The 21,305-nt window shown below is 55.3% G+C and carries 16 protein-coding genes and 1 pseudogene; 6 read left to right on the top strand and 11 right to left on the bottom strand.

The window, feature by feature from the left end:
* Positions 1–225: 225 nt before the first annotated feature.
* On the top strand, positions 226–372 hold the full coding sequence (locus tag WH298_RS19770; protein ID WP_007888028.1) for a hypothetical protein: 147 nt from the start codon (positions 226–228) through the stop codon (positions 370–372).
* Between the two features lie 51 nt (positions 373–423).
* On the opposite strand, the gene ttcA is transcribed toward WH298_RS19770, so the two are convergent.
* From ttcA to WH298_RS19755, 3 genes and pseudogenes are all read right to left on the bottom strand, one after another.
* Positions 424–1,359 (bottom strand): tRNA 2-thiocytidine(32) synthetase TtcA, encoded by a 936-nt coding sequence (gene ttcA / locus WH298_RS19765; protein ID WP_007888027.1) that lies wholly within the window; start codon positions 1,357–1,359, stop codon positions 424–426.
* A gap of 216 nt (positions 1,360–1,575) precedes the next feature.
* Positions 1,576–5,103: pseudogene (nifJ, locus tag WH298_RS19760) on the bottom strand (pyruvate:ferredoxin (flavodoxin) oxidoreductase).
* Between the two features lie 137 nt (positions 5,104–5,240).
* Positions 5,241–5,897: an MgtC/SapB family protein gene (locus tag WH298_RS19755; protein ID WP_007888022.1), complete on the bottom strand. Its 657-nt coding sequence runs from the start codon at positions 5,895–5,897 to the stop codon at positions 5,241–5,243.
* Positions 5,898–6,086: 189 nt separating this feature from the next.
* Between WH298_RS19755 and WH298_RS19750 the strand changes: the two genes are divergently transcribed.
* Complete coding sequence (locus tag WH298_RS19750) at positions 6,087–6,359, top strand: putative hemolysin (RefSeq protein ID WP_007888020.1); 273 nt, start codon at positions 6,087–6,089, stop codon at positions 6,357–6,359.
* Positions 6,360–6,375: 16 nt separating this feature from the next.
* On the opposite strand, the gene WH298_RS19745 is transcribed toward WH298_RS19750, so the two are convergent.
* Positions 6,376–7,368 carry a 2-hydroxyacid dehydrogenase gene (locus tag WH298_RS19745; protein ID WP_180823661.1) on the bottom strand — a complete coding sequence of 331 codons (993 nt, stop codon included), beginning with the start codon at positions 7,366–7,368 and terminating at the stop codon, positions 6,376–6,378.
* 274 nt (positions 7,369–7,642) lie between these two features.
* On the opposite strand from WH298_RS19745, the gene WH298_RS19740 reads away from it, so the two are divergent.
* The 3 genes from WH298_RS19740 to WH298_RS19730 are packed head-to-tail and all read left to right on the top strand — an operon-like array spanning position 7,643 to position 10,778.
* The gene (locus tag WH298_RS19740; RefSeq protein ID WP_180823660.1) at positions 7,643–10,261 is read left to right on the top strand and encodes a YdbH family protein; all 2,619 of its coding nucleotides are present in this window, start codon (positions 7,643–7,645) and stop codon (positions 10,259–10,261) included.
* Positions 10,258–10,446, top strand: a complete 189-nt coding sequence (locus WH298_RS19735; RefSeq protein WP_007888015.1) for a YnbE family lipoprotein — start codon at positions 10,258–10,260, stop codon at positions 10,444–10,446. Before WH298_RS19740 ends, WH298_RS19735 begins: the two co-directional genes overlap by 4 nt.
* 11 nt (positions 10,447–10,457) lie before the next feature.
* A complete protein-coding gene (locus WH298_RS19730; RefSeq protein ID WP_180823659.1) occupies positions 10,458–10,778 on the top strand; it encodes a YdbL family probable chaperone protein in 321 nt (106 codons plus the stop codon).
* Positions 10,779–10,864: 86 nt separating this feature from the next.
* Here the strand turns inward: WH298_RS19730 and azoR are convergent, their stop codons facing one another.
* A complete protein-coding gene (gene azoR, locus WH298_RS19725) occupies positions 10,865–11,464 on the bottom strand; it encodes an FMN-dependent NADH-azoreductase (RefSeq protein WP_049852219.1) in 600 nt (199 codons plus the stop codon).
* Between the two features lie 232 nt (positions 11,465–11,696).
* Here azoR and hrpA point away from each other — a divergent pair, with 232 nt between their 5' ends.
* On the top strand, positions 11,697–15,593 hold the full coding sequence (gene hrpA / locus WH298_RS19720; protein WP_180823658.1) for an ATP-dependent RNA helicase HrpA: 3,897 nt from the start codon (positions 11,697–11,699) through the stop codon (positions 15,591–15,593).
* A gap of 280 nt (positions 15,594–15,873) precedes the next feature.
* On the opposite strand, the gene WH298_RS19715 is transcribed toward hrpA, so the two are convergent.
* The 6 genes from WH298_RS19715 to rstA all read right to left on the bottom strand — a co-directional run bounded on the left by WH298_RS19715 (position 15,874) and on the right by rstA (position 21,142).
* On the bottom strand, positions 15,874–16,680 hold the full coding sequence (locus tag WH298_RS19715) for a trypsin-like serine peptidase (protein ID WP_007888006.1): 807 nt from the start codon (positions 16,678–16,680) through the stop codon (positions 15,874–15,876).
* A 116-nt stretch (positions 16,681–16,796) separates the two neighbouring features.
* Positions 16,797–16,877 (bottom strand): small membrane protein YdgU, encoded by an 81-nt coding sequence (gene ydgU, locus WH298_RS23730; protein ID WP_455843913.1) that lies wholly within the window; start codon positions 16,875–16,877, stop codon positions 16,797–16,799.
* An 82-nt stretch (positions 16,878–16,959) separates the two neighbouring features.
* Positions 16,960–17,439 carry an acid resistance repetitive basic protein Asr gene (gene asr / locus WH298_RS19710; protein ID WP_180823657.1) on the bottom strand — a complete coding sequence of 160 codons (480 nt, stop codon included), beginning with the start codon at positions 17,437–17,439 and terminating at the stop codon, positions 16,960–16,962.
* Between the two features lie 170 nt (positions 17,440–17,609).
* Positions 17,610–19,097 (bottom strand): carboxypeptidase M32, encoded by a 1,488-nt coding sequence (locus tag WH298_RS19705; protein WP_007887996.1) that lies wholly within the window; start codon positions 19,095–19,097, stop codon positions 17,610–17,612.
* 12 nt (positions 19,098–19,109) lie between these two features.
* Positions 19,110–20,420, bottom strand: a complete 1,311-nt coding sequence (gene rstB / locus WH298_RS19700; protein WP_007887993.1) for a two-component system sensor histidine kinase RstB — start codon at positions 20,418–20,420, stop codon at positions 19,110–19,112.
* Positions 20,417–21,142 (bottom strand): two-component system response regulator RstA, encoded by a 726-nt coding sequence (gene rstA, locus WH298_RS19695; protein ID WP_007887991.1) that lies wholly within the window; start codon positions 21,140–21,142, stop codon positions 20,417–20,419. Before rstA ends, rstB begins: the two co-directional genes overlap by 4 nt.
* Positions 21,143–21,305: the final 163 nt, after the last annotated feature.

Raw genomic sequence — 21,305 nt, 5'->3', positions numbered from 1 at the left:
TCAATATCCCGCCAGGTCAATCGGGGCAAACTCTTTCCCGCAGGTGAATGCAACGTCAAGCGATGGGCGTTGCGCTCCATATTGTCTTACTTCCTTTTTTGAATTACTGCATAGCACATTTGATTCGTACGACGCCGGCCTATCCGCCGGCTTTTTTTTGCCCGCTTGGCTTGCTCGCGCATCCTTTCCTATGCTTACAGGACATTCAGCAACAAGGAGAAGGGCATGCAACCGATTACTGCCAGCGAACCGATTCCTACCGATCCACCGCCAATTCCTGAACCGATTCCACAACCGCAACCGATTCCACCCGCACAGCCGCCTTACGACCCCGAATTTCCACCGATTCAAGATCCGCCACCGCACCGCTAATAAAAAAGGCGCGTAGCCAAAGCGACGCGCCTTTCGTTACATCAATGACGATTATTTAATTTCCAGCACATCAAGGCGCACGCTGAGATTAGGCGCATCTTCCTCTTCTGGCTGCCAGCCCGCAGGCTGCACCGGCAGGCTTTCACGGTCGAAGGCCAAATCGCCGCCGTCGACGACCGCATCACCGTGTTTAATACCTTTGAAATCAAACAGATTTATGTCCGCCATGTGTGATGGCACCACATTTTGCATCGCGGTGAACATGGTTTCGATGCGGCCAGGATAGCGTTTATCCCAGTCACGCAGCATATCAGCCACCACCTGACGCTGCAGGTTCGGCTGCGAACCACACAGGTTGCAGGGGATGATTGGGAACTGACGCGCTTCGGCAAAACGAATGATGTCTTTCTCGCGGCAATAAGCCAGCGGACGGATCACGATATGTTTGCCATCATCGCTCATCAGTTTCGGCGGCATGCCTTTCATTTTTCCGCCATAAAACATGTTCAGGAACATCGTCTGGAGGATGTCATCACGATGGTGTCCAAGGGCGATTTTGGTACATCCCAGTTCGCTCGCAGTGCGATACAGAATGCCGCGGCGCAGGCGTGAACAGAGCGAACAGGTGGTTTTGCCTTCGGGGATTTTATCTTTAACGATGGAATAGGTGTCTTCGTTAACGATGTGGTACTCAACGCCCAGCTCATCCAGATAGGCCGGCAGAATATGCTCGGGGAAGCCAGGCTGTTTCTGGTCGAGATTCACCGCCACCAGCGAGAAGTTCACCGGCGCGCTCTGCTGCAAATTGCGCAGGATTTCCAGCATGGTGTAGCTGTCTTTACCGCCAGACAGACAAACCATGATGCGATCGCCTTCTTCAATCATATTGAAGTCGGCAATGGCTTCACCCACGTTGCGACGCAAACGCTTCTGCAGCTTGTTGAGGTTGTACTGTTCTTTCTTTGTTACTTCTTGATTTTCTGACATTATTTTCACGCTTGAGAGTGAAGGCGAGGGCCGTTAGCGGCTGAAGCAATCTTCAACGGCAATAAACCCTATAAACATGACTGCGTATGGTACGGATTGCGGGCGCGAATGCTAGCCTCAAGTGATCTCTTTTATGCGCAGAGAGCAATGCACTGGTAAATCTTATGTCCTGTTGAACCCGCAAAAAGCCCGGCCTCTGTTGCCGGGCTTGTTCATTTAGTCACTTCTCTCGCTTTTTCCTGCCAATTCCGCCAGGCGTTGATAACGCTGATTGGCGGCTTCTGTCGCATCCTGCCACAGCTGCGAGGCCTCTTCGGGGCGCTGGGTTTGTAACTGGCGGAAGCGCTGTTCGTTCATTAATGCCTGTTCCAGTTCTGAAGTCGGTGGACGCGAATCCAGCGCCAGCGCAGCTTTACCTTGCTCCGCCCGGCGCGGGTCGAAGCGATACAGTGGCCAGAAACCGCTGGTGGTGAGCAGGCGCATCTGCTCGTGGCTGTAGGCCAAGTCGTAGCCATGCTCTTCACACGGGCTGTATGCGATGACCAGCGACGGACCTGGCCAGGCTTCCGCTTCCTGAATGGCTTTTACCGTTTGGTTGAGCTGCGCGCCGAGAGAGATCTGCGCCACGTACACATGGCCGTACAGCAGCGTAGACATGCCGAGATCTTTCCGTGCCTTGCGTTTACCTTGCTCACCAAACTTGGTCACCGCACCAAGCGGTGTCGCTTTTGATGCCTGACCGCCGGTGTTGGAGTAGCACTGCGTATCCAGCACCAGCACATTGACGTTTTCGCTCAGGCTCATCACGTGATCGAGGCCGCCGTAGCCGATATCGTAAGCCCAGCCATCGCCACCAATCAGCCAGACGGATTTCTCCACTTACGCATCAGCAGCCTCAGTTAAGGCTTCCGCTTCAGACTGTGACGAAGCGGCAAGCAGGGCGCGCAGTTGGGCTATCTGCTCACGTCGCTGTGTTATGGTGACATTGTCACTTTTAAGTTCGTCTACTAATCCGGTGGGCAGAAGTGGCGCGCACTGCTCGAGCAAGCGCAGCGCGCGCTGTTTTTGCAGATCGACACTCAAGCGGAACCCCAAACCAAACTCGGCGTTATCTTCAAACAGCGAGTTCGCCCACGCCGGACCGCGCCCATCCGCGTTGGTGGTATAAGGCGTCGAAGGCAAATTGCCGCCATAAATCGAAGAGCAACCGGTGGCATTAGCAATTAATAAGCGATCGCCGTACAGCTGCGTCAGTAACTTGATATACGGCGTTTCGCCGCAGCCAGAACAGGCGCCAGAATATTCAAACAGCGGCGTAATCAGCTGCGAAGTACGGATATCAATACGTTCCAGCTGTTCAGCGGTGATCTCCGGCAGCGCGAGGAAGGCCGCATAGTTGGCTTTCTCAGTTTCAACATGTTCCAGCCGCGATTGCATATTGATGGCTTTGATTTCCGGATGCTGACGGTCGCTGGCCGGGCACACTTCCACGCACAGATTACAGCCGGTGCAATCTTCCGGTGCCACCTGCAAGAGATACTTCTGCCCACGCATATCGCGTGATTTCACATCCAGTGAGGCCAGCGTAGCAGGCGCATCTACCAAGGCTTCTGGGGCGACAACTTTGGCGCGAATGGCCGAATGCGGACAAGCTGCGACACAATGGTTGCACTGCGTACAGAGATCGGGCTGCCAGATGGGCACCGCTTCGGCAATATTGCGCTTTTCCCACTGCGTGGTGCCAACGGGCCAGGTGCCGTCGGGCGGCAGCGCCGAGACCGGTAATTTGTCGCCGAGACCGGCTAACATCGCCGCGGTGACGGTTTTGACGAAATCCGGTGCGCTGTCCGCTACCACCGGCGGGCGGTGGGGGCTGCGATTGTCAACCGGCTGCAGCGCTACCGCCTGCAGTGCCTGTTGCGCCATCGCCAGCGCCTGCCAGTTACGCTGCACCAGCGCTTCGCCTTTGCTGCTGTAGCTGAGCGCAATCGCGTTTTGTAGTTCAGTCAGCGCGCTATCGCCCGGCAGAATCTGCGTCAGCTGGAAAAAGGCCATCTGCATAACGGTGTTAATGCGCGCGCCTAGTTGACATTCACGCGCGATGCGCGCCGCGTTAATCACAAACAAGCGTGCCTGCTTGTCGTTCAGCTGACTCTGCACTTCCTGCGGCAAACGCGCCCACACTTCATCAGCAGCGTAAGGCGTATTGAGCAGGAAAATCCCGCCTGGCTTAAGCTGATCGAGCATTGAATATTTATCGATAAACTGCAGTTGGTGACAATCGATGAAGTCTGCCTGCTGAATCAAATAGGCGGACTGGATCGGATGTTCGCTGACGCGCAGATGGGAAACCGTCAGCCCGCCGGCTTTTTTCGAATCGTAGACGAAATAGCCCTGCACGTGCCACGGCGTAGCGTTGCCGATAATCTTCAGATTGTTTTTGCTGGCGCTAACGCTACCGTCGCTGCCCAAACCGTAAAACAGCGCTTCCAGCCGCGCGCGGTTGGGCACGATGTTGGCTTCCATCGGCAGTGAAAGGTGGGTGACATCGTCGTAAATCCCCACGGTAAAGCGTGCCGGTGGCAGATCGCGCTGCAGCGCGCGAAACACTGCCAATACCGCATCGGGCGCGAACTCTTTCGACGACAAACCATAGCGACCACCAATCACTTTCGGCAGCGATGTCCGCTCGCCGCGACTGTAGGCTTCAGCTAACGCAGTTATCACATCCAGGAACAGCGGTTCCCCTAGCGCGCCCGGCTCTTTGGTGCGATCAAGCACCGCAATGCGCTGTGCGCTTACAGGAATCATCTGCAACAAATGCGTTGCCGAGAATGGGCGATACAAGCGTACTTTTACCAATCCCACTTTTTCGCCACGCTGTTGCATCTCATCAATCGCTTCTTCAGCGGTGCCACAGCCGGATCCCATCATAATGATCACGCGTTCGGCCTGCGGATGGCCGTAAAACTCAAACGACTGATAGCAGCGTCCGGTAGTTTCGCCAAAGGCTGTCATCGCTGCTTCAACGTGTCGGGTGCAATCGTCGTACCAGCGGTTGGTGGCTTCGCGAGACTGGAAATAGGTATCAGGATTGGCGGAGGTTCCGCGAATGGTCGGACGATCCGGCGTGAGCGCACGGGCACGATGAGCGGTAATTGCTTCGCCAGGCATCAGCGCCTGCAAGGTTTCATCGCTGATCGGTACAATCTTGTTGATCTCGTGCGAGGTGCGGAAGCCATCGAAGAAGTGAATAAAGGGAATACGGCTATTCAGTGAAGCGATTTGCGCGATTAAGGCAAAATCCTGCGCTTCCTGCACGCTGGATGCACAGAGTTGGGCGCAGCCGGTTTGGCGCACCGCCATCACATCGGAGTGATCGCCAAAAATCGACAGCGCGTGGGTCGCCACGGTACGCGCCGCTACGTGCAGCACAAACGGCGTCAATTGCCCGGCCAGTTTGTAGAGCGTGGGGATCATCAATAACAATCCCTGCGACGACGTAAAGGTGGTTGAGAGCGCACCGGTTTGCAGCGCACCATGCACGGTGGCAATCGCGCCACCTTCCGACTGCATCTCAATCACACGCGGCACGTCGCCCCAGATATTACGGCGGCCTTCACCTGACCAGCTATCTGCCAGTTCAGCCATCGTTGAACTGGGCGTGATGGGGTAAATAGCAATTACTTCGCTGGTGCGGAAGGCGACCGACGCCACCGCACCGTTACCGTCGACGGTAATCATAAATCGTCCTTTGCTACGCTGAGAAACCCGCAAAATTTACGGGGTTATCAGTTCAGTTTAGCAAAGCACCATGATGTGACTTTCTCATCAGTGTGCAAGCGGGATGCCAGCGCACAAGCCTCTAAAATTGATGATTTTTACATCATCTCCAGCGATTGAACGCCTTTGATTTCCATCACCTTGTCGTAAATATTGTGCATCGGCGTGCGCCGTGACAATGTCACCTCAACGCTTAATTCGCACAAGCCATTCTCCTCGTCACGATTAACGACGGCGATATGCCCGTAACGCACGTTCTCGCGCTGTAGCACCAGTAAGACAATCGGCACGCTTTTGGGTTTGAGATGCACTAGCAATGTATGATGACGGCCAATCAGCCAGTGGCTAATGCGACGAAAGGTTTCCAGCACTACCAGCGCCAGCACGGTGCCATAAATGCCGATTTCGTACATGCCGCTACCGATCACCAATCCAATTGCCGCCGTCACCCATAAGCCAGCGGCTGTAGTAAGGCCTTTCACTACCTGTTTTTGAATAATGATGGTACCCGCGCCGAGGAAGCCCATGCCGCTGACGACCTGCGCTGCAATACGGCTGGGATCGAGCGCCACATGATCGCTCACTAACATATCGGCGAAGCCGTATTTCGACACCAGCATAAACATGGCGCTGCCGATGCCGACCAAAATGTGGGTGCGCAGACCGGCTTCTTTAGCGCGTAGCTGGCGTTCCAGGCCAATCAGACCGCCGAGAATTCCGGCTAAAGCAATACGGATTAGCATATCCGTCAACATTGTTCTCTCCTTAGTTATTGATAATTGGGTAAGTGGCAGCGAGAAAAGGGTGGAAATATCCCAATCAGGATAATTCTGCTTGCAAAGCATGGAAGAAAATTTTGTAAAAAGCTGTGTCTCCCCTCGATCCCTTGCCACGCCTGACATATGCTGGTGCGACTTTTTCGCTCAATCCCCGGAGCCCCATCGATGAAAGCCGCACTTTTTCTGCTGGCCGGAGCCACATTGTTACTTTCTGCCTGCAGCAGCAATAGTGATAACGAACCGCCGCAACAAGCCACTGCCGCACACGTATCACCGCGCGTTGTGATGTCATCTATGGCTGAAGTGAATTGCAGTAATGCCGGGGGCTCGCTGGCGTTTTCACGTCAGTTAGATGGTTCACGCATAGGCATGTGTCAGTTGGCCAATGGTCGTCGTTGTGACGAACAGGCGCTGATGGGTGGAAGCTGCGCCCGCTAAGGCAGGCGCAGGATAATTACGCGGTGACCAGATTCGGGCTGATTTCACCCCGTTCCAGCTGCTGCAAATTGCCGAGTGTGGTTTCTGAAATCGCCGTTAGCGCTTCGGCAGTCAGAAATGCCTGATGGCCGGTAAACAGTACGTTGTGACAGGCGGACAGGCGGCGGAACACATCGTCCTGAATCACGTCATTTGATTTGTCTTCAAAGAACAGGTCGCGTTCGTTTTCATACACATCCATACCCAATGAACCAATCTTTTGTTGCTTGAGCGCATCAATAGCCGCCTGCGAGTCGATTAATCCGCCGCGGCTGGTGTTGATGATCATCACGCCGTCTTTCATTTGGCTAAACGCCTGGGCATTCAGCAGATGATGGTTTTCCGGCGTCAGCGGGCAGTGCAGCGTAATCACATCGGCTTCAGCAAACAGCGTTTTCAAATCGACGTATTCCGCACCCAGTTCCAGCGCGGCCTGGCTTGGATAAGGATCGAACGCCAGTAAGCGCATGCCAAATCCCTTCAGGATACGCATCGTGGCCACGCCGATTTTGCCGGTGCCAACGATGCCTGCGGTTTTGTTGTGCATGTTGAAGCCGGTTAAGCCATCCAGTGAAAAGTTGGCGTCACGCGTACGTTGATAGGCGCGGTGAATGCGACGATTCAACGTCATCATCAGACCAACCGCATGCTCGGCCACCGCTTCCGGTGAATAAGCCGGTACCCGCACCACGTTTAAGCCCAGTACTTTCGCCGCAGCCAGATCGACATTATTAAAACCGGCGCAGCGCAGCGCGATGTGCTTAACACCCAACGCCGCTAACTCTTCCAGCACCTCTTTGCTGGCATCATCGTTTACGAAAATGCACACCGCATCGCAGCCAGCGGCATTTTTCGCCGTGGCGGGCGTGAGCAGGAAGTCAAAAAACTGCAGCTCAAATCCAAAGCTGGCATTGACGTGTTCGAGGTATTTCTGGTCGTAATGCTTGGTGCTGTAAACCGCAACTTTCATTGTTTCGCTCCTGAAAAATGCAACGTCGGTATCCTCACAGGATAACGTTTTTCGCGGCATTTTGCTGTTCTTCAGCCAGACTAAGCAGCTAACGCCTTCATTTGTGAGATATAACATGCCATCATTAAATCCGTCATAATTCGAACGTCAGGAGCCTTGGTGGCGTGTACTCACCCCAATCTCTTACTGCAGTAAGCTTCTGGTGATTCACCCACTTGCCGCCTTACTGTCATTCGAATTATTTAGGACTTATTTAAAGGGATAGTTAGCTACCATGCCGCGTGGTCTCCGCCGAACACTTGCTGCGCTACTGGCGCTGATACTGCTGCTATTGGGATTGCTGCTGACGCTCACGCAATGGTTGCCGCGTCTGGCCGGTATCTGGCTGCCGGAAAATACCCGCGTTGAGCTCAACGGCACGCCGCGCTGGCAGCAGGGTGCCCTGCATTTCCCGGCGGTGCGCTATCTGGCCGGTGATTGCGAACTGGCGAACGTCCACGATGCCGCGCTCGGCTGGCAGCAGAAACGTTGGCAGCTTAGCGCCGCTGACGTACAGCTCAACAGTGATTGCCTGCAATCACTGCCGCAAAGCGCCGCAAGCGGTGCACCACGTAGCCTGGCCGACTGGCAGAAGATGCTGCCCGGCGCCGATGTGCATTTGCAAAAAATCACTGTTCTGCCGTGGCAGCAATATGCTGGTCGATTCGATCTTACCTTAGATCAAGAGGTTCAGCGGCTGCGTTACCAAGGCGACAATCTCAATCTTGAGGCCCGTTTGCAGGGCCAACAGATGCACATTAGTCAGCTGCAACTCAGTCATCCTTTATTGCCTAAACCGCTCAATCTGCACGGCGATGTGACTTTGCCAACTTTTGCCAACGGCTTGCCGGTAGCGGGTGAACTCAGCGCAGACCTTAACGTGGCGCAGTGGCCACAGCCGCTGACGCTGACCCTCAACTGGCAACAGCAGCAGGGTACGTTAACCGTGAATCAGCAGGGAGATGAACTGCCGCTGCTGCAACTGCCGTGGCAGGTCGATGAGCAGGAAATACGCATCACGCAGGGGCAATGGCGCTGGCCACAGGCCGATCAGCCGCTTTCAGGCGGTCTGGCGCTCACGCTGGAAAACTGGCAGCAAGGTCTGGAAAACACTCTGGTCAGCGGACGATTCAATTTGCTGACGCAAGGGCGCGGCGGCAAAGGCAATCTGGTACTGAGCGTTGGGCCGGGCAAACTCAGCATGATCGATAGCGCTTTGCCGTTCCAGCTAACCGGCGAGAGTAAATTCGCCGATCTGCAACTGTTCGGCAGCATGCCGGGCTTGTTGCACGGGGTATTAACCGATCCACAGCTCAGCCTGAAGCAGGGTGCGCTGCTGCGGTTGCGTGGCCGCTTACTTTCAACGCTGGAAGTGGATGAAGCACGCTGGCCGCTGGCGAGTGTGACGCTGGCTTCGCGCGGCATAAACGGTCGCCTGCAGGCGATACTCAAAGCGCACGATCCGAACTTTGGCCGTTTCACCCTGCATCTCGATGGGCGCGCCACGGATTTCTGGCCGGATAGCGGTATCTGGAACTGGCGCTATTGGGGCGAGGGTGCCATCGCGCCACTGGCGGCCAAATGGGATGTGAAAGGCACCGGCAGCTGGCAGGACACCTTGATCAGCCTCGATACGCTGAATACCGGTTTCGATCAGCTGGCCTATGGCATGGTGCAAGTCGCAAAACCGCGTCTGATGCTCTCCGCGCCGGTACGCTGGCAACGTGATCCGCAACAGCCCGCGTTTAACGGCGGCTTCACGCTGAAATCTGGCCAAACCCAATTTAGCTACGGCGGCTGGCTGCCACCTTCAGAACTCAATTTTGAAGCCAAAGGCAGCGATCCCAGCCATTTCCTGTGGCGTGGTCAGCTGACGGCGGAAGATATCGGACCGGTGCGCGTGCATGGCCGCTGGGATGGCGAACGATTGCGCGGCGAAGCCTGGTGGCCGGCGCAGTCGCTGACGGTGTTCCAGCCGCTGCTCAGTAGCGATCTGAAAATGCGCATTCAGTCGGGTGAATTACGCGCGCAGGTGGCGTTCTCGGCCGCCAGCGTTCAGGGTTTTGAGGCCGGTGGTCACTGGACGGTGAAAAACGGCAGCCTGTGGATGCCGGACAGTGAAATCAACGGTATCGATTTCTCGCTGCCGTTTCGCCTGAAAGACCATCAATGGCAACTTGGACGTCGCGGCCCAGTATCACTGCGCATCGCTGAAGTGAAAAACCAGTTCTCGCTGCAAAATATCACCGCTGATTTGCAAGGCCACTATCCGTGGCAGGAGCGCCAGCCGTTAACCCTAAGTAATGTCAATCTCGATTTGCTGGGCGGACACGTCAGCATGCCCGAGCTGCGTATGCCGCAGCATCAGGCCGCGCGCGTCTCGCTGAAAGAGATCAACCTCAGCAAGCTGGTCACCGCGATTAAGCCCAAACAGTTTGCCATGTCCGGTAAAGTTAACGGTGAGCTACCGCTGTGGGTGAATAATCCCCAATGGTTGATTGAAAAGGGTTGGGTCGCTAACAGTGGGCCGCTGACGTTCCGCCTGGATAAAGATATGGCGGATGCCATTGTCAGCAACAATGTTGCCGCCGGCGCGGCGATGGATTGGCTGCGCTATATGGAGATTTCGCGTTCGTGGGCCACGCTTGATCTGGATAACTTCGGCAACTTGATCATGCAATCGGAAGTGAAAGGCGTCAGCCAGTTCAGTAACCGTCGACAAACCGTCAATCTGAACTATCGACATCAAGAGAATCTGTTCCAGCTGTGGCGCAGCCTGCGCTTTGGCGATAATTTGCAATCCTGGGTGGAGCAAAATGCCACCTTACCCTCGAAAAAGGATCCCCAACCATGAGCCTCAGGGCATTACTGGTGCTGGCAGCCTGGCTGCCATTGAGCGGCTGCGTGCCGCGTATTGAGGTGGCGGCACCGAAAGAGCCCATCACCATCAATATGAACGTGAAAATTGAGCATGAGATTCACATCAAGGTGGATAAAGATGTGGAAGCGCTGCTGAAGAACCAGAGCGGCCTGTTTTGAGGAGATGCATGATGAAACGCAAGGCAATCGCGCTCGTTGTAGCGCTGCTGTTGGTGCCATCAGCGTGGGCGTTGACGCTCGATGAGGCGCGTCAGCAGGGGCGCGTAGGCGAAACGCTGAGCGGCTATGTCGCGGCGCGCCAGCAGGATGACGTAACGATCGAACTGGTTAAGCGTATTAACGCCGGCCGAATGGAGCAGTATCAGCGCGTGGCGCAGCAAAATAATCTAACCGCCAGCGAAGTGGCGCGCATCGCCGGTGAGAAACTGGTGAATCGCGCCGGCAGCGGCGAGTATGTGCGCGGTATCAATGGGCAGTGGCTGCGTAAATAGCGCGCATAAAAAAGCCGGGCGCTCAGGCCCGGCAAGAGATGGCATCATACCCTTTATGGCTGGGCATTCATCACGTTCAAAAATGATTACGCAGCAACAATTTGTTTGATGGCGTCTTTGGCATCGTTAGCCGCTTTGGTGGCCACTTCAGGACCATAAGCGATGCCTTCCGCGAACACGAAGTTCACGTCAGTGATACCGATAAAGCCGAGGAACAGTTTCACGTATGGCGTCAGCAGATCGCTGGCCGTATCTTTGTGGATGCCGCCACGGCTGGAGAGGATTACCGCACGCTTGCCGGTCACCAGGCCTTCTGGGCCTGCTTCGGTGTAACGGAAGGTCACGCCAGCGCGGGCAATCAGGTCAAAGTAGTTTTTCAGCTGGGTTGGGATGTTGAAGTTGTACATTGGCGCCGCAATAACCACGGTGTCATGGGCTTGCAGTTCAGCAATCAGTTCGTCAGATAACGAGAGCGCTTCCTGCTGACGCGGAGACAGCGGGGCGTCTGAAGGACGCAGCGCGCCAACCAGCTCACCATCCAGGACTGGAATCGGCTGAGCCGCTAAATCACGCACTGTCACTGAGTCACCTTTGGCGCGTGCTTCTTCAGCGTAGAAGTCAGCCAGTTGATTTGACTGAGAGTATCCAGCGAGGATGCTTGATTTCAGAACTAAAACTTTGCTCATGGTATTTTCCTGTGCGTTACGCGGTTGGCTTACCGCTCAATGCTTTACACTGTACGGAGTTAGCCCGCGAGGTAAAAGCGCAATATTTCGAGATCTATGTTCGAAATTATTGAACAAGCTCGCACGTCCCGCTCAGGCAGGCGTTCCAAATTGTGCTATGATGGCGACCATTAATTGCTTGAATCCGCCGGGAAAGTCTCCGGTTTGCTGCAACAATAGGTAACGCATCGCTATGTCATCATCCGCACCTTCCCCTTTAGCCTCCCTTTGGACGCGGCTCGATAATCTGACGCTGCGCGATGGTCAACGCCTGCGCCGACGTTTGCTGGGCGCGGCAAAGGTGAAAAATCCGGTTAAGCAGCAGGAGATTGTGGCTGAACTGGAACCGGAATTTGTCGCGGCCGAACAGCGCCTTGCGCAGCGTAAGGCGGCGACTCCGCGCATTACCTTCCCAGAAAGCCTGCCGGTAAGTCAGAAGCAGCAGGACATTGCCGATGCCATCCGTGAGCATCAGGTGGTGATTGTGGCGGGTGAAACCGGATCGGGTAAAACCACCCAGTTGCCAAAAATCTGTCTGGCGCTGGGGCGCGGCGTCAAAGGCCTGATTGGCCACACTCAGCCGCGTCGTCTGGCGGCGCGCACCGTAGCGAACCGCATCGCCGATGAGCTGGAAACCTCGCTCGGTGGCACCATCGGCTACAAGGTGCGCTTTAACGATCAGGTCAGCGAAACCACTCAGGTTAAGCTGATGACTGACGGTATTTTGCTGGCTGAGATCCAGCAGGATCGCCTGCTATTGCAGTACGACACCATCATTATCGATGAAGCGCACGAACGCAGTCTGAACATCGATTTCCTGCTCGGCTATCTGCGCGAACTGCTGCCGCGTCGTCCCGATTTAAAGGTGATCATCACCTCGGCGACCATCGATCCGCAGCGTTTCTCGCGTCACTTCCATAATGCGCCGGTGATTGAAGTTTCTGGCCGGACTTATCCGGTGGAAGTCCGTTATCGTCCGATGGTGGAAGACGCCGACGATACCGATCGCGATCAGCTACAGGCGATTTTCGATGCGGTGGATGAGCTTGGGCAGGAGAGCCGCGGCGATATTCTGATCTTTATGAGCGGCGAACGCGAAATTCGCGATACCGCCGATGCGCTGATGAAGCGTGATATTGCACACACCGAGATTCTGCCGCTGTATGCGCGCCTGTCGAATGCCGAGCAAAACCGCGTATTCCAGTCGCACAGCGGACGCCGCATCGTGCTGGCCACCAACGTCGCGGAAACCTCGCTGACGGTGCCTGGCATCAAGTACGTTATCGATCCCGGCACCGCGCGCATTAGCCGTTACAGCTTCCGCACTAAAGTGCAGCGCTTGCCGATTGAGCCGATATCTCAAGCCTCCGCTAATCAGCGTAAAGGGCGCTGCGGCCGCGTTTCCGAAGGGATCTGTATTCGTCTCTATTCAGAAGACGATTTCCTTAGCCGCCCGGAATTTACCGATCCGGAAATTCTGCGTACCAATCTCGCATCGGTGATTTTACAGATGACGGCGCTGGGGCTGGGTGACATTGCCGCTTTCCCGTTCGTCGAAGCGCCCGATAAACGTAATATTCAGGATGGCGTGCGCCTGCTGGAAGAGCTGGGCGCCATTACGCTGAGTGAAGATGAAACCTATAAGCTGACACCCTCAGGCCGCCAGCTGGCCCAGCTACCGGTCGATCCGCGTATGGCGCGTATGGTGCTGGAAGCACAAAAGTTTGGCTGCGTGCGGGAAGCGATGATCATCACCGCCGCGCTGTCGATTCAGGATCCGCGCGAGCGTCCGTCGGACAAACAGCAGGCTTCTGATGAAAAACATCGGCGCTTTGCCGATAAAGAGTCCGATTTCCTTGCGTTCGTTAACCTGTGGAATTATCTGCAGGATCAGCAAAAAGCGCTCTCCAGCAATCACTTCCGCCGCCAGTGTAAAACTGACTTCCTCAACTATTTGCGTGTGCGCGAATGGCAGGATATCTATACCCAACTGCGCCAGGTAGTCCGAGAGCAAGGCATGCCGGTCAATAGCGAACCGGCGCCGTACCGCGAAGTACACTGCGCGCTGCTTACCGGCTTGCTGTCACACATTGGGCAGAAGGACAATGAGAAGCAGGAGTTCACCGGCGCTCGCAACGCGCGCTTCTCGATCTTCCCCGGTTCCGGCCTGTTTAAGAAGCCGCCAAAGTGGACCATGGTGGCCGAACTGGTCGAAACCAGCCGCTTGTGGGGCCGCGTTGCCGCGCGTATCGATCCGGAATGGATTGAGCCGCTGGCGCAGCATCTGATCAAGCGCAGCTACAGTGAACCGCACTGGGAAAAAGCGCAGGGCGCGGTGATGGCGACGGAAAAAGTGACGCTTTACGGCCTGGCGATCGTGCAGGCGCGTAAAGTTAACTACAGCCGCATCGACCCACAGCTGAGCCGTGAGCTGTTTATTCGTCATGCGCTGGTGGAAGGTGATTGGCAGACGCGTCACGCGTTTTTCCGTAATAACCTGAAGCTACGCAGCGAAATCGAAGATCTGGAACACAAATCGCGCCGCCGCGACATTCTGGTCGATGACGAAACGCTATTCGCGTTCTACGATCGCCGCATTGGCAGCGACGTGGTGTCGGCGCGCCATTTCGATAGCTGGTGGAAACAGGCCAGCAAAGAGAATCCCGATCTGCTGAGCTTTAATAAGCAAATGCTGATCAAAGATGGCGCCGATAAAGTCAGCCAGCTCGATTACCCTAACTTCTGGCATCAGGGCAACCTGAAACTCAAACTGAGCTATCAGTTTGAACCGGGCGCGGATGCCGATGGCGTGACGGTGCACATTCCGCTGCCGCTGCTCAACCAAATTGAAGAAACCGGTTTTGAGTGGCAGATTCCGGGCGTGCGCCGCGAACTGGTTATCGCGCTGATCAAATCGCTGCCGAAGCCGGTACGCCGTAATCTGGTGCCTGCACCTAATTACGCCGAAGCGTTTCTTGGTCGCGTCACTGCCATGGAACAACCGCTGCTGGATGCACTGGAGCGTGAGTTCCGCCGCATGACCGGCGTCACCATTGACCGGGAAGCCTGGCAGTGGGATCAGGTGCCCGATCATCTGAAAATGACTTTCCGCGTAGTCGATGAGCACAATCGTAAACTGCAGGAAGGCAAAAACCTGCACCAGCTCAAGCTGTTGTTGAAGGGCAAGGTGCAGGAAACGTTGTCAAAAGTGGCGGATGATGGTCTGGAGCAGAGCGGGTTGCACATCTGGAGCTTTGGCGACTTGCCACAAAGCTACGAGCAAAAACGCGGCAGCTATCAGGTTAAAGCCTGGCCTGCGCTGGTCGATGAAAAAGACAGCGTGGCGATTCGTCTGTTTGATAGCGAAGCCGAGCAGCAGAAAATGATGTGGCGCGGCCAGCGTCGTCTGCTGCTGCTGAACATCCCGTCGCCGACCAAGTATCTGCACGAGAAGCTGCCAAACAAAGCCAAGCTTGGGTTGTACTTCAATCCGTACGGCAAAGTGCTGGAGCTGATCGATGACTGCATCGCCTGCGGCGTGGATAAGCTGATGGCAGACGCGGGCGGTCCGGCGTGGCAGCAGGAGAACTTCGAACAGCTGCGCGACAAAGTGCGTGCCGATTTGAATGAAACCGTTGTCACTATCGCCAAACAGGTCGAACAGATCCTGACGTGCGTGTTCAATATCAACAAGTTCTTGAAAGGACGCGTGGATATGTCGCTGGCGCTGGCATTAGGCGATATTAAAGCGCAAATGAATGGCCTGGTGTATCGCGGGTTTGTTACCGGCAACGGCTGGTCGCATTTGGGCGATACGCTACGTTATCTGCAGGGTATTGAGCGCCGGCTGGAGAAACTGCCGGTGGATCCGCACAGCGACCGCGCGCGCATGCTGAAAGTGCAGGCGGTTGAGCAGGCATGGCAGACATGGCGTAATAAATTGCCACCGCAGCGGCAGGATGATGCGGAAGTGCTGGCGATTCGCTGGATGCTGGAGGAGCTACGGATTAGCTATTTTGCGCAGCAATTGGGTACGCCTTATCCGATTTCGGATAAGCGCATTCTGCAAGCGATGGAGCAGCTGAGTTAAGCGATTCGCATGTTAGGAGGTCGCCATGAATGGCGACCCTACGAAAGCGGGCATCAATATCACATTAACGAGAGAAAGGTGGGCAGTGGATTAGAGCGTCCGCCGCAGGGACAAAAACGCCGGTAGCGTTTTTGAACAACGCATAGCGTTGGCCCACGAAGTGGGCGAGCCTCAGGGACGAGGCGAGTAACCGGCGGTCGAGGCTACAGGGATGTATTCACGCCGTCTTTACGCAATGCCCGCCTTTTTCGACTGAGACGCACGTTACAAAGACCGCACATTACTGTGCCAACTCTTCCAGCTTATCCTTAAACGACGGCACCGCAATGGCGCGGTTATCGGCGCGGTAACGATCTGCCGGTGCGGGCGCCGAACTCTGCACCGCAATTAACTGCCACTCATCGCCATTTTTCAACAGCAGCGGCGAACCGCTGTCGCCTGGCAAGGTATCGCACTGGTGCGATAACACCGCACGCTGTGCCCAGCCGGTAACTAAACAATCACTGTGCGAATAGAGCGTATCCAGATGATCGGCCGGATATCCCGCTTGCGTCACTTTGCGCTCGGTGGTTTTCAGTGCAGCCGTCAAATCGCCACGGGAACCTTCAAACAGCGGAATCGGCACAATGCCGGACGGCGGGTTATGCAAAATAACCAGCCCGTAATCGTAAGGTGCAGCACCCGGCGGCACGATCCAGCCTTCGCCGTCAGCCTGCAATCTGCGCGCTAAAGAGGGCTCTACGCGCGCATCAATATCATGAATCTCGTAACGCCAGCCTTTTGCGCTGGCCATAAAACGCAGCGCTACCGGCTTATCAAACTTCCCCGGCGGTGCCAGCAAACAGTGCCCGGCCGTTAACGCCAGGTGGGCAGAAATCAGGGTGGCAGTACAGAGGTTACCGCTTTCGGTCTCTAACTGACCGATGGCATCCCAGGGCGCAGCACTCACGTCGCTAATCGCCTGGCGGTGATCTTTGCCAAAGAACAAGGTTTTGATGTCTTCCGGGCTAGGCCCATCTTCATCATCGGCATGTGCTGCGAGGTTAAAACTGAAAAGACCAACAAGTAACAGGATAGCCAGGCGCATAGTTCTCTCAATGGCGAGAATAAGTAGAAGTTGTTGTCATCACGCTTGAGCGATAACTATAGTCGGTGAGCGGTAAAAAAGGGAGAAATATTGGAGTAATCAGCACGCTACAACGACTAGATAAAAAAGCTGGCTGCAACTATGCCACAGAGGATCATCACAATCAGAATAATTTCGAAGCGATAGCGACGCACCATTTTTCGCTACTCCAGTAAATAAACACCCGGCTTAACCGGGTGTTTTCAATCATTAATGCGGTGTTGGCGCTAAAGGTAAACCTTATTTAGCCGCTTTTTTCACTTTGTGATGCTTTTTAGCAGCCTGCGCTTTCTGTGCAGCTGGCTTAGTTACTTTGTGGTGCTTTTTAGCAGCCTGCGCTTTCTGTGCAGCTGGCTTGGTTGCTTTGTGATGCTTTTTAGCAGCCTGGGCTTTCTGCGCAGCTGGCTTGGTTGCTTTTTTGTGGTGCTTTTTAGCAGCCTGGGCTTTCTGTGCAGCTGGTTTGGTTGCTTTTTTGTGATGCTTTTTAGCGGCCTGAGCTTTCTGTGCAGCTGGCGCTTTCTTCTCTACTTTCTTGTGCTTCTTAGCAGCCTGCGCTTTCTGAGCAGCAGGTTTCTTATGATGTACTGCTTTGTGTTTCGCTGGAGCAGCAGTCGTTGCTGGCGTTGCTGGCGTTGCAGGAGCAGCTGTAGTCTCAGCAGCGAAAGCAACAGAAGACATACCCATAGCAGCGGCGATCACCAGTGCAAATAATTTTTTCATTGCAAAATCCTCGAACTATTTTTTCATGTGTAGCCCACTGCGGGGCCGGTGAAAACACTATATGAAAAACAATTCAGGCTTTCCGTGAGGCATTGGTATCGGCGTGTAACGGATTGTACAAAGCGGCGTAAAGGAAGTGAAAAGGGCGGCCGCATGGGCCGCCGCGCAGTTTACTCAGAGAGATAGCGTTGTTCAAGGTGCTGACGGAAATAGTGCGGATTCAGCGCTTCGCCAGTAGCGTTTATCAACAGCTGCTGGGTGGGGAAACGGCTGCCGTGCTGCCAAATGTTCTGCTGTAACCAATCAAACACCGGCTGCAACTCGCCTTGCTGAATCAGGCTATCTACCTGCGGGATCGCACGTTTCACCGCCTGGAACAGCTGAGCAGCGTACATCGCGCCCAACGTGTAGGTTGGGAAATAGCCAAAGGCACCGTCGGTCCAGTGGATGTCCTGCATGCAGCCATCGCGATAATTACCGCGCGTATCAATGCCCAGTGATTGCTGCATCTTCTCGTCCCACAGCGCCGGGATGTCTTCCACCTCAATGTCGCCTTCGATCAAGGCACGCTCGATCTCGTAACGCAAAATCACGTGCGCCGGATAGCTCAACTCATCGGCATCAACGCGAATAAAGCCTGGCTTCACGCGCTGCGTCTGACGGATAAAGTTTTGCAGCTCGAGCGCTGGTTGATCGCCCATCAGCGCCACAACCTGCGGATGAATGTGCTGCAGAAAGGCTTTGCTGCGTCCGAGCTGCATCTCCATAAACAGACTTTGTGACTCATGGATGGCGGTAGAACGCGCCTGCGCCACCGGCTGACCGCGCCACTGCTGCGGCAGATTTTGCTCATAGCGCGCGTGCCCGGTTTCATGGATCACGCCCATCATGGCGCTGAGGAAGTCGTTCTCGTTATAACGCGTAGTGATGCGCACATCTTCCGGCACGCCGCCGCAGAATGGGTGCGCACTGACATCAAGTCGACCGTGATTAAAATCGAAGCCCAGCGTCTTCATCACGCTCAGGCCCAGCTGCTTTTGCGATTCAATCGCGAATGGCCCAACGGGTTGTGCAATGGGCGATTGTTGTTGCTTCACTACCGCTTTCTGCAACAGGTCTGGCAACCAACTTTTCAGATCACCAAAGGTTTGATCCAGCTGGGCGCTGGTCATGCCCGGTTCAAACACATCCAGCAGCGCGTCATAGCGCGAAACGCCGAGCGCGTCGGCTCGCAGCTGCGCCTCTTCACGGCTCAGCTTCACCACTTCTTTCAGATTGGCCGAGAAACCCTGCCAGTCGTTAGCCGGACGCTGCTGACGCCATGCATGCTCGCAACGCGAACCGGCCAGCGATTTGGCTTCCACCAGCGATGCAGGCAGCAACGTTGCCTGCTGCCATGCCCGCTGCATCTCGCTCAGGTTAACCTGCTCGACATCATTCAGTGATTCCTGTTGCGCCGCAGCAAACAGCCCGCCGAGACGTTTATCGGTCAGCACTTCGTGCATGAACACGCTAAGCTCGGCCATCGCTTCACCGCGGGCCTGGCTGCCGCCTGGCGGCATGGTGGTTTGCATATCGACACCGGCAATGGCGCCTAAATGGCCAAAGCGGGAAAGACGCTGAAAAGTGCGGCTAAGTTCTTGATAAGCTGAAGTCACGTAAAAAGCTCCTTATGACGGTAAGCGTGGCGCAATGTCCCGCAAGGGTAGATCAACCGGCCAGCAAAAGCGAACGCTGGCACCGCCTAGCGGGCTGCTCTCGATGGAGACATTTCCCTGCATAGCCAGCGCGATAGAGTGCACGATCGCCAGGCCTAAACCGCAACCGCCGGTGGCGCGATCGCGGCTTGGATCCAGACGTACGAAAGGTTCGAAAACCCGGGCTCGTTCCTCCTGCGGAATGCCCGGGCCATCGTCTTCCACCTGCAAACAGCCGATAGCGCCATCAAACCACAAACTGACGCGCAATCGCTGTTGCGCATAGCGCAGCGCGTTGTTCACCAGATTATCCAGCACGCGCTCCATCAGTCGCGTATCGGCGCTGCCGACGTTTTCCAGCTGCGGAATATCCAGCGCGATCTGTGTCTGCGGATTCATGGTCTGCACATCTTCAATATGCACGCGCAGCCATTGGGCGAGATCAAAGGTTTGCAGATGAAGATCGACGCGGGGGCGATCGAGGCGCGCGTAGGTCAGCAACTCCTCTATCAAACTCTCCAACTGCCCGACATCGCGGTTCAGCGCGGCGGATTCCGCTGCGGTCAGATTATCGCTCATCTCCAGCCGATAACGCAGGCGCACCAGCGGGGTGCGCAACTCGTGCGCGATGCCATCGATTAACTGTTTCTTGCTGGCCACCAGCGTATTGATGTTCTCCGCCATCTGGTTGAAGGCCACGCCAAGGCTGTGCAGGCTGGAGGTACTTTCAAAATGGGTGCGTACGTCCAGCTCGCCACGGCCAAAACGCTGCGCGGCTTTCTCAAGGCGCTGCATCTCTTGCCAGTGCGGACGCAGCCAGATAAATACCGGCAGCGCCAGCGACATGCCAATAAATGCCAGCAGCGCAATATCCAGAATTCGCATCTGGTGCAGGTAGAAAAGATAGGGAATAGGGCCAACTGAGAGAACGTAATGGCTACGCGGGATGTGCTGCAAAAAAGTGTACTGATCGTCGATCGCCACAATTTCCCCGGCGCGCAGGCGTTTCATGTCTGCTTCATCCAGCTGATATTTGCTCATGGGTTCGATATTCAGGTCAAATGACAGATCGAGATCGAGGCTGCGAATGGTTTTACTCCAGTCGCGGGGCGGGATCTCGCGCAGTTCGCTGCGCATTAAAAATAGTGAACTGGCCATCAAATCGTTCATCGACTGGCGACCCGCGCGTTCGGCGGTGAATTTGTACACCAGACCGACCAGCAGCGTCATCACCAGAAAACAGACGAACAGCAGCAAATAGAACTGAATGAAGAGCTTTCTCATGCGGAGCGGGTATCCCAGGCCTGTGGTGCGAACAGATAGCCTTTATTACGGATGGTTTTAATGCGGAACGGCTCGGTAGCGCTGTCGTACAGTTTTTTACGCAGGCGAGAAATTGCCACATCAATACTGCGGTCCATGCCATCGTAGGTCACGCCACGCAGCGTTTTCAGCAGCGCATCGCGGTTGAGAATCTGCCCAGCGTGATTGGCCAGTTCCCACAGCAGATCGAAATCGGCGGTTGAGAGCACAATATTCTCTTCAAATAAGATGACCTGGCGATTAAGCGAATCGATGGTCAGCGAACCAAAACGCAGGACGCGCTGCGAACTTTGAATAGCAGGCGTCACTTCAGGCTGGCCAACATGCGCCTGGCGCAGGTGCAACCGCAGGCGCGCCAGTAATACGGCGGGTGGCGTGGTTTTGAGAATGTAATCGTTAGCGCCCATCTCCAGCGACAAAATATGGTTCATGTCGCTATCGAGCGAAGTCAGCAGCACAATTGGGCCTTGCCAGCTGGCGCGCAGATCGCGGCATAAGGTCATGCCATCTTTGCCAGGCAACATGATGTCCAGCATCACTAAATCGGGATCGTGGGTGGCAATGGTGGCTTCGGCGCGGTCACCGCGCGTTTCAACAATCACTTCAATATCGTGGCGGCCAAGGTAAGCGGCGATCAATTCGCCAACTTCTGGCTCATCTTCCACATAGACGATTTTATTCATAATTCACTGAGACGGGTGAGAATGTCAGCAGCATAGCTTTTCCTGGTCCTGAGCTCTACGCTACCGCACGAAATATCCCTGCCTTACTGGTATGTATACCGTGAAATGTGCCATTATTAGCGGCGCGTTGTCGCGCAAGGTTCGGAACCGTAACGAAAAACAG

Source organism: Pantoea nemavictus (assembly GCF_037479095.1).
GTDB lineage: Bacteria > Pseudomonadota > Gammaproteobacteria > Enterobacterales > Enterobacteriaceae > Pantoea > Pantoea nemavictus.
This window is presented reverse-complemented; position numbering and strand designations above follow the sequence as displayed.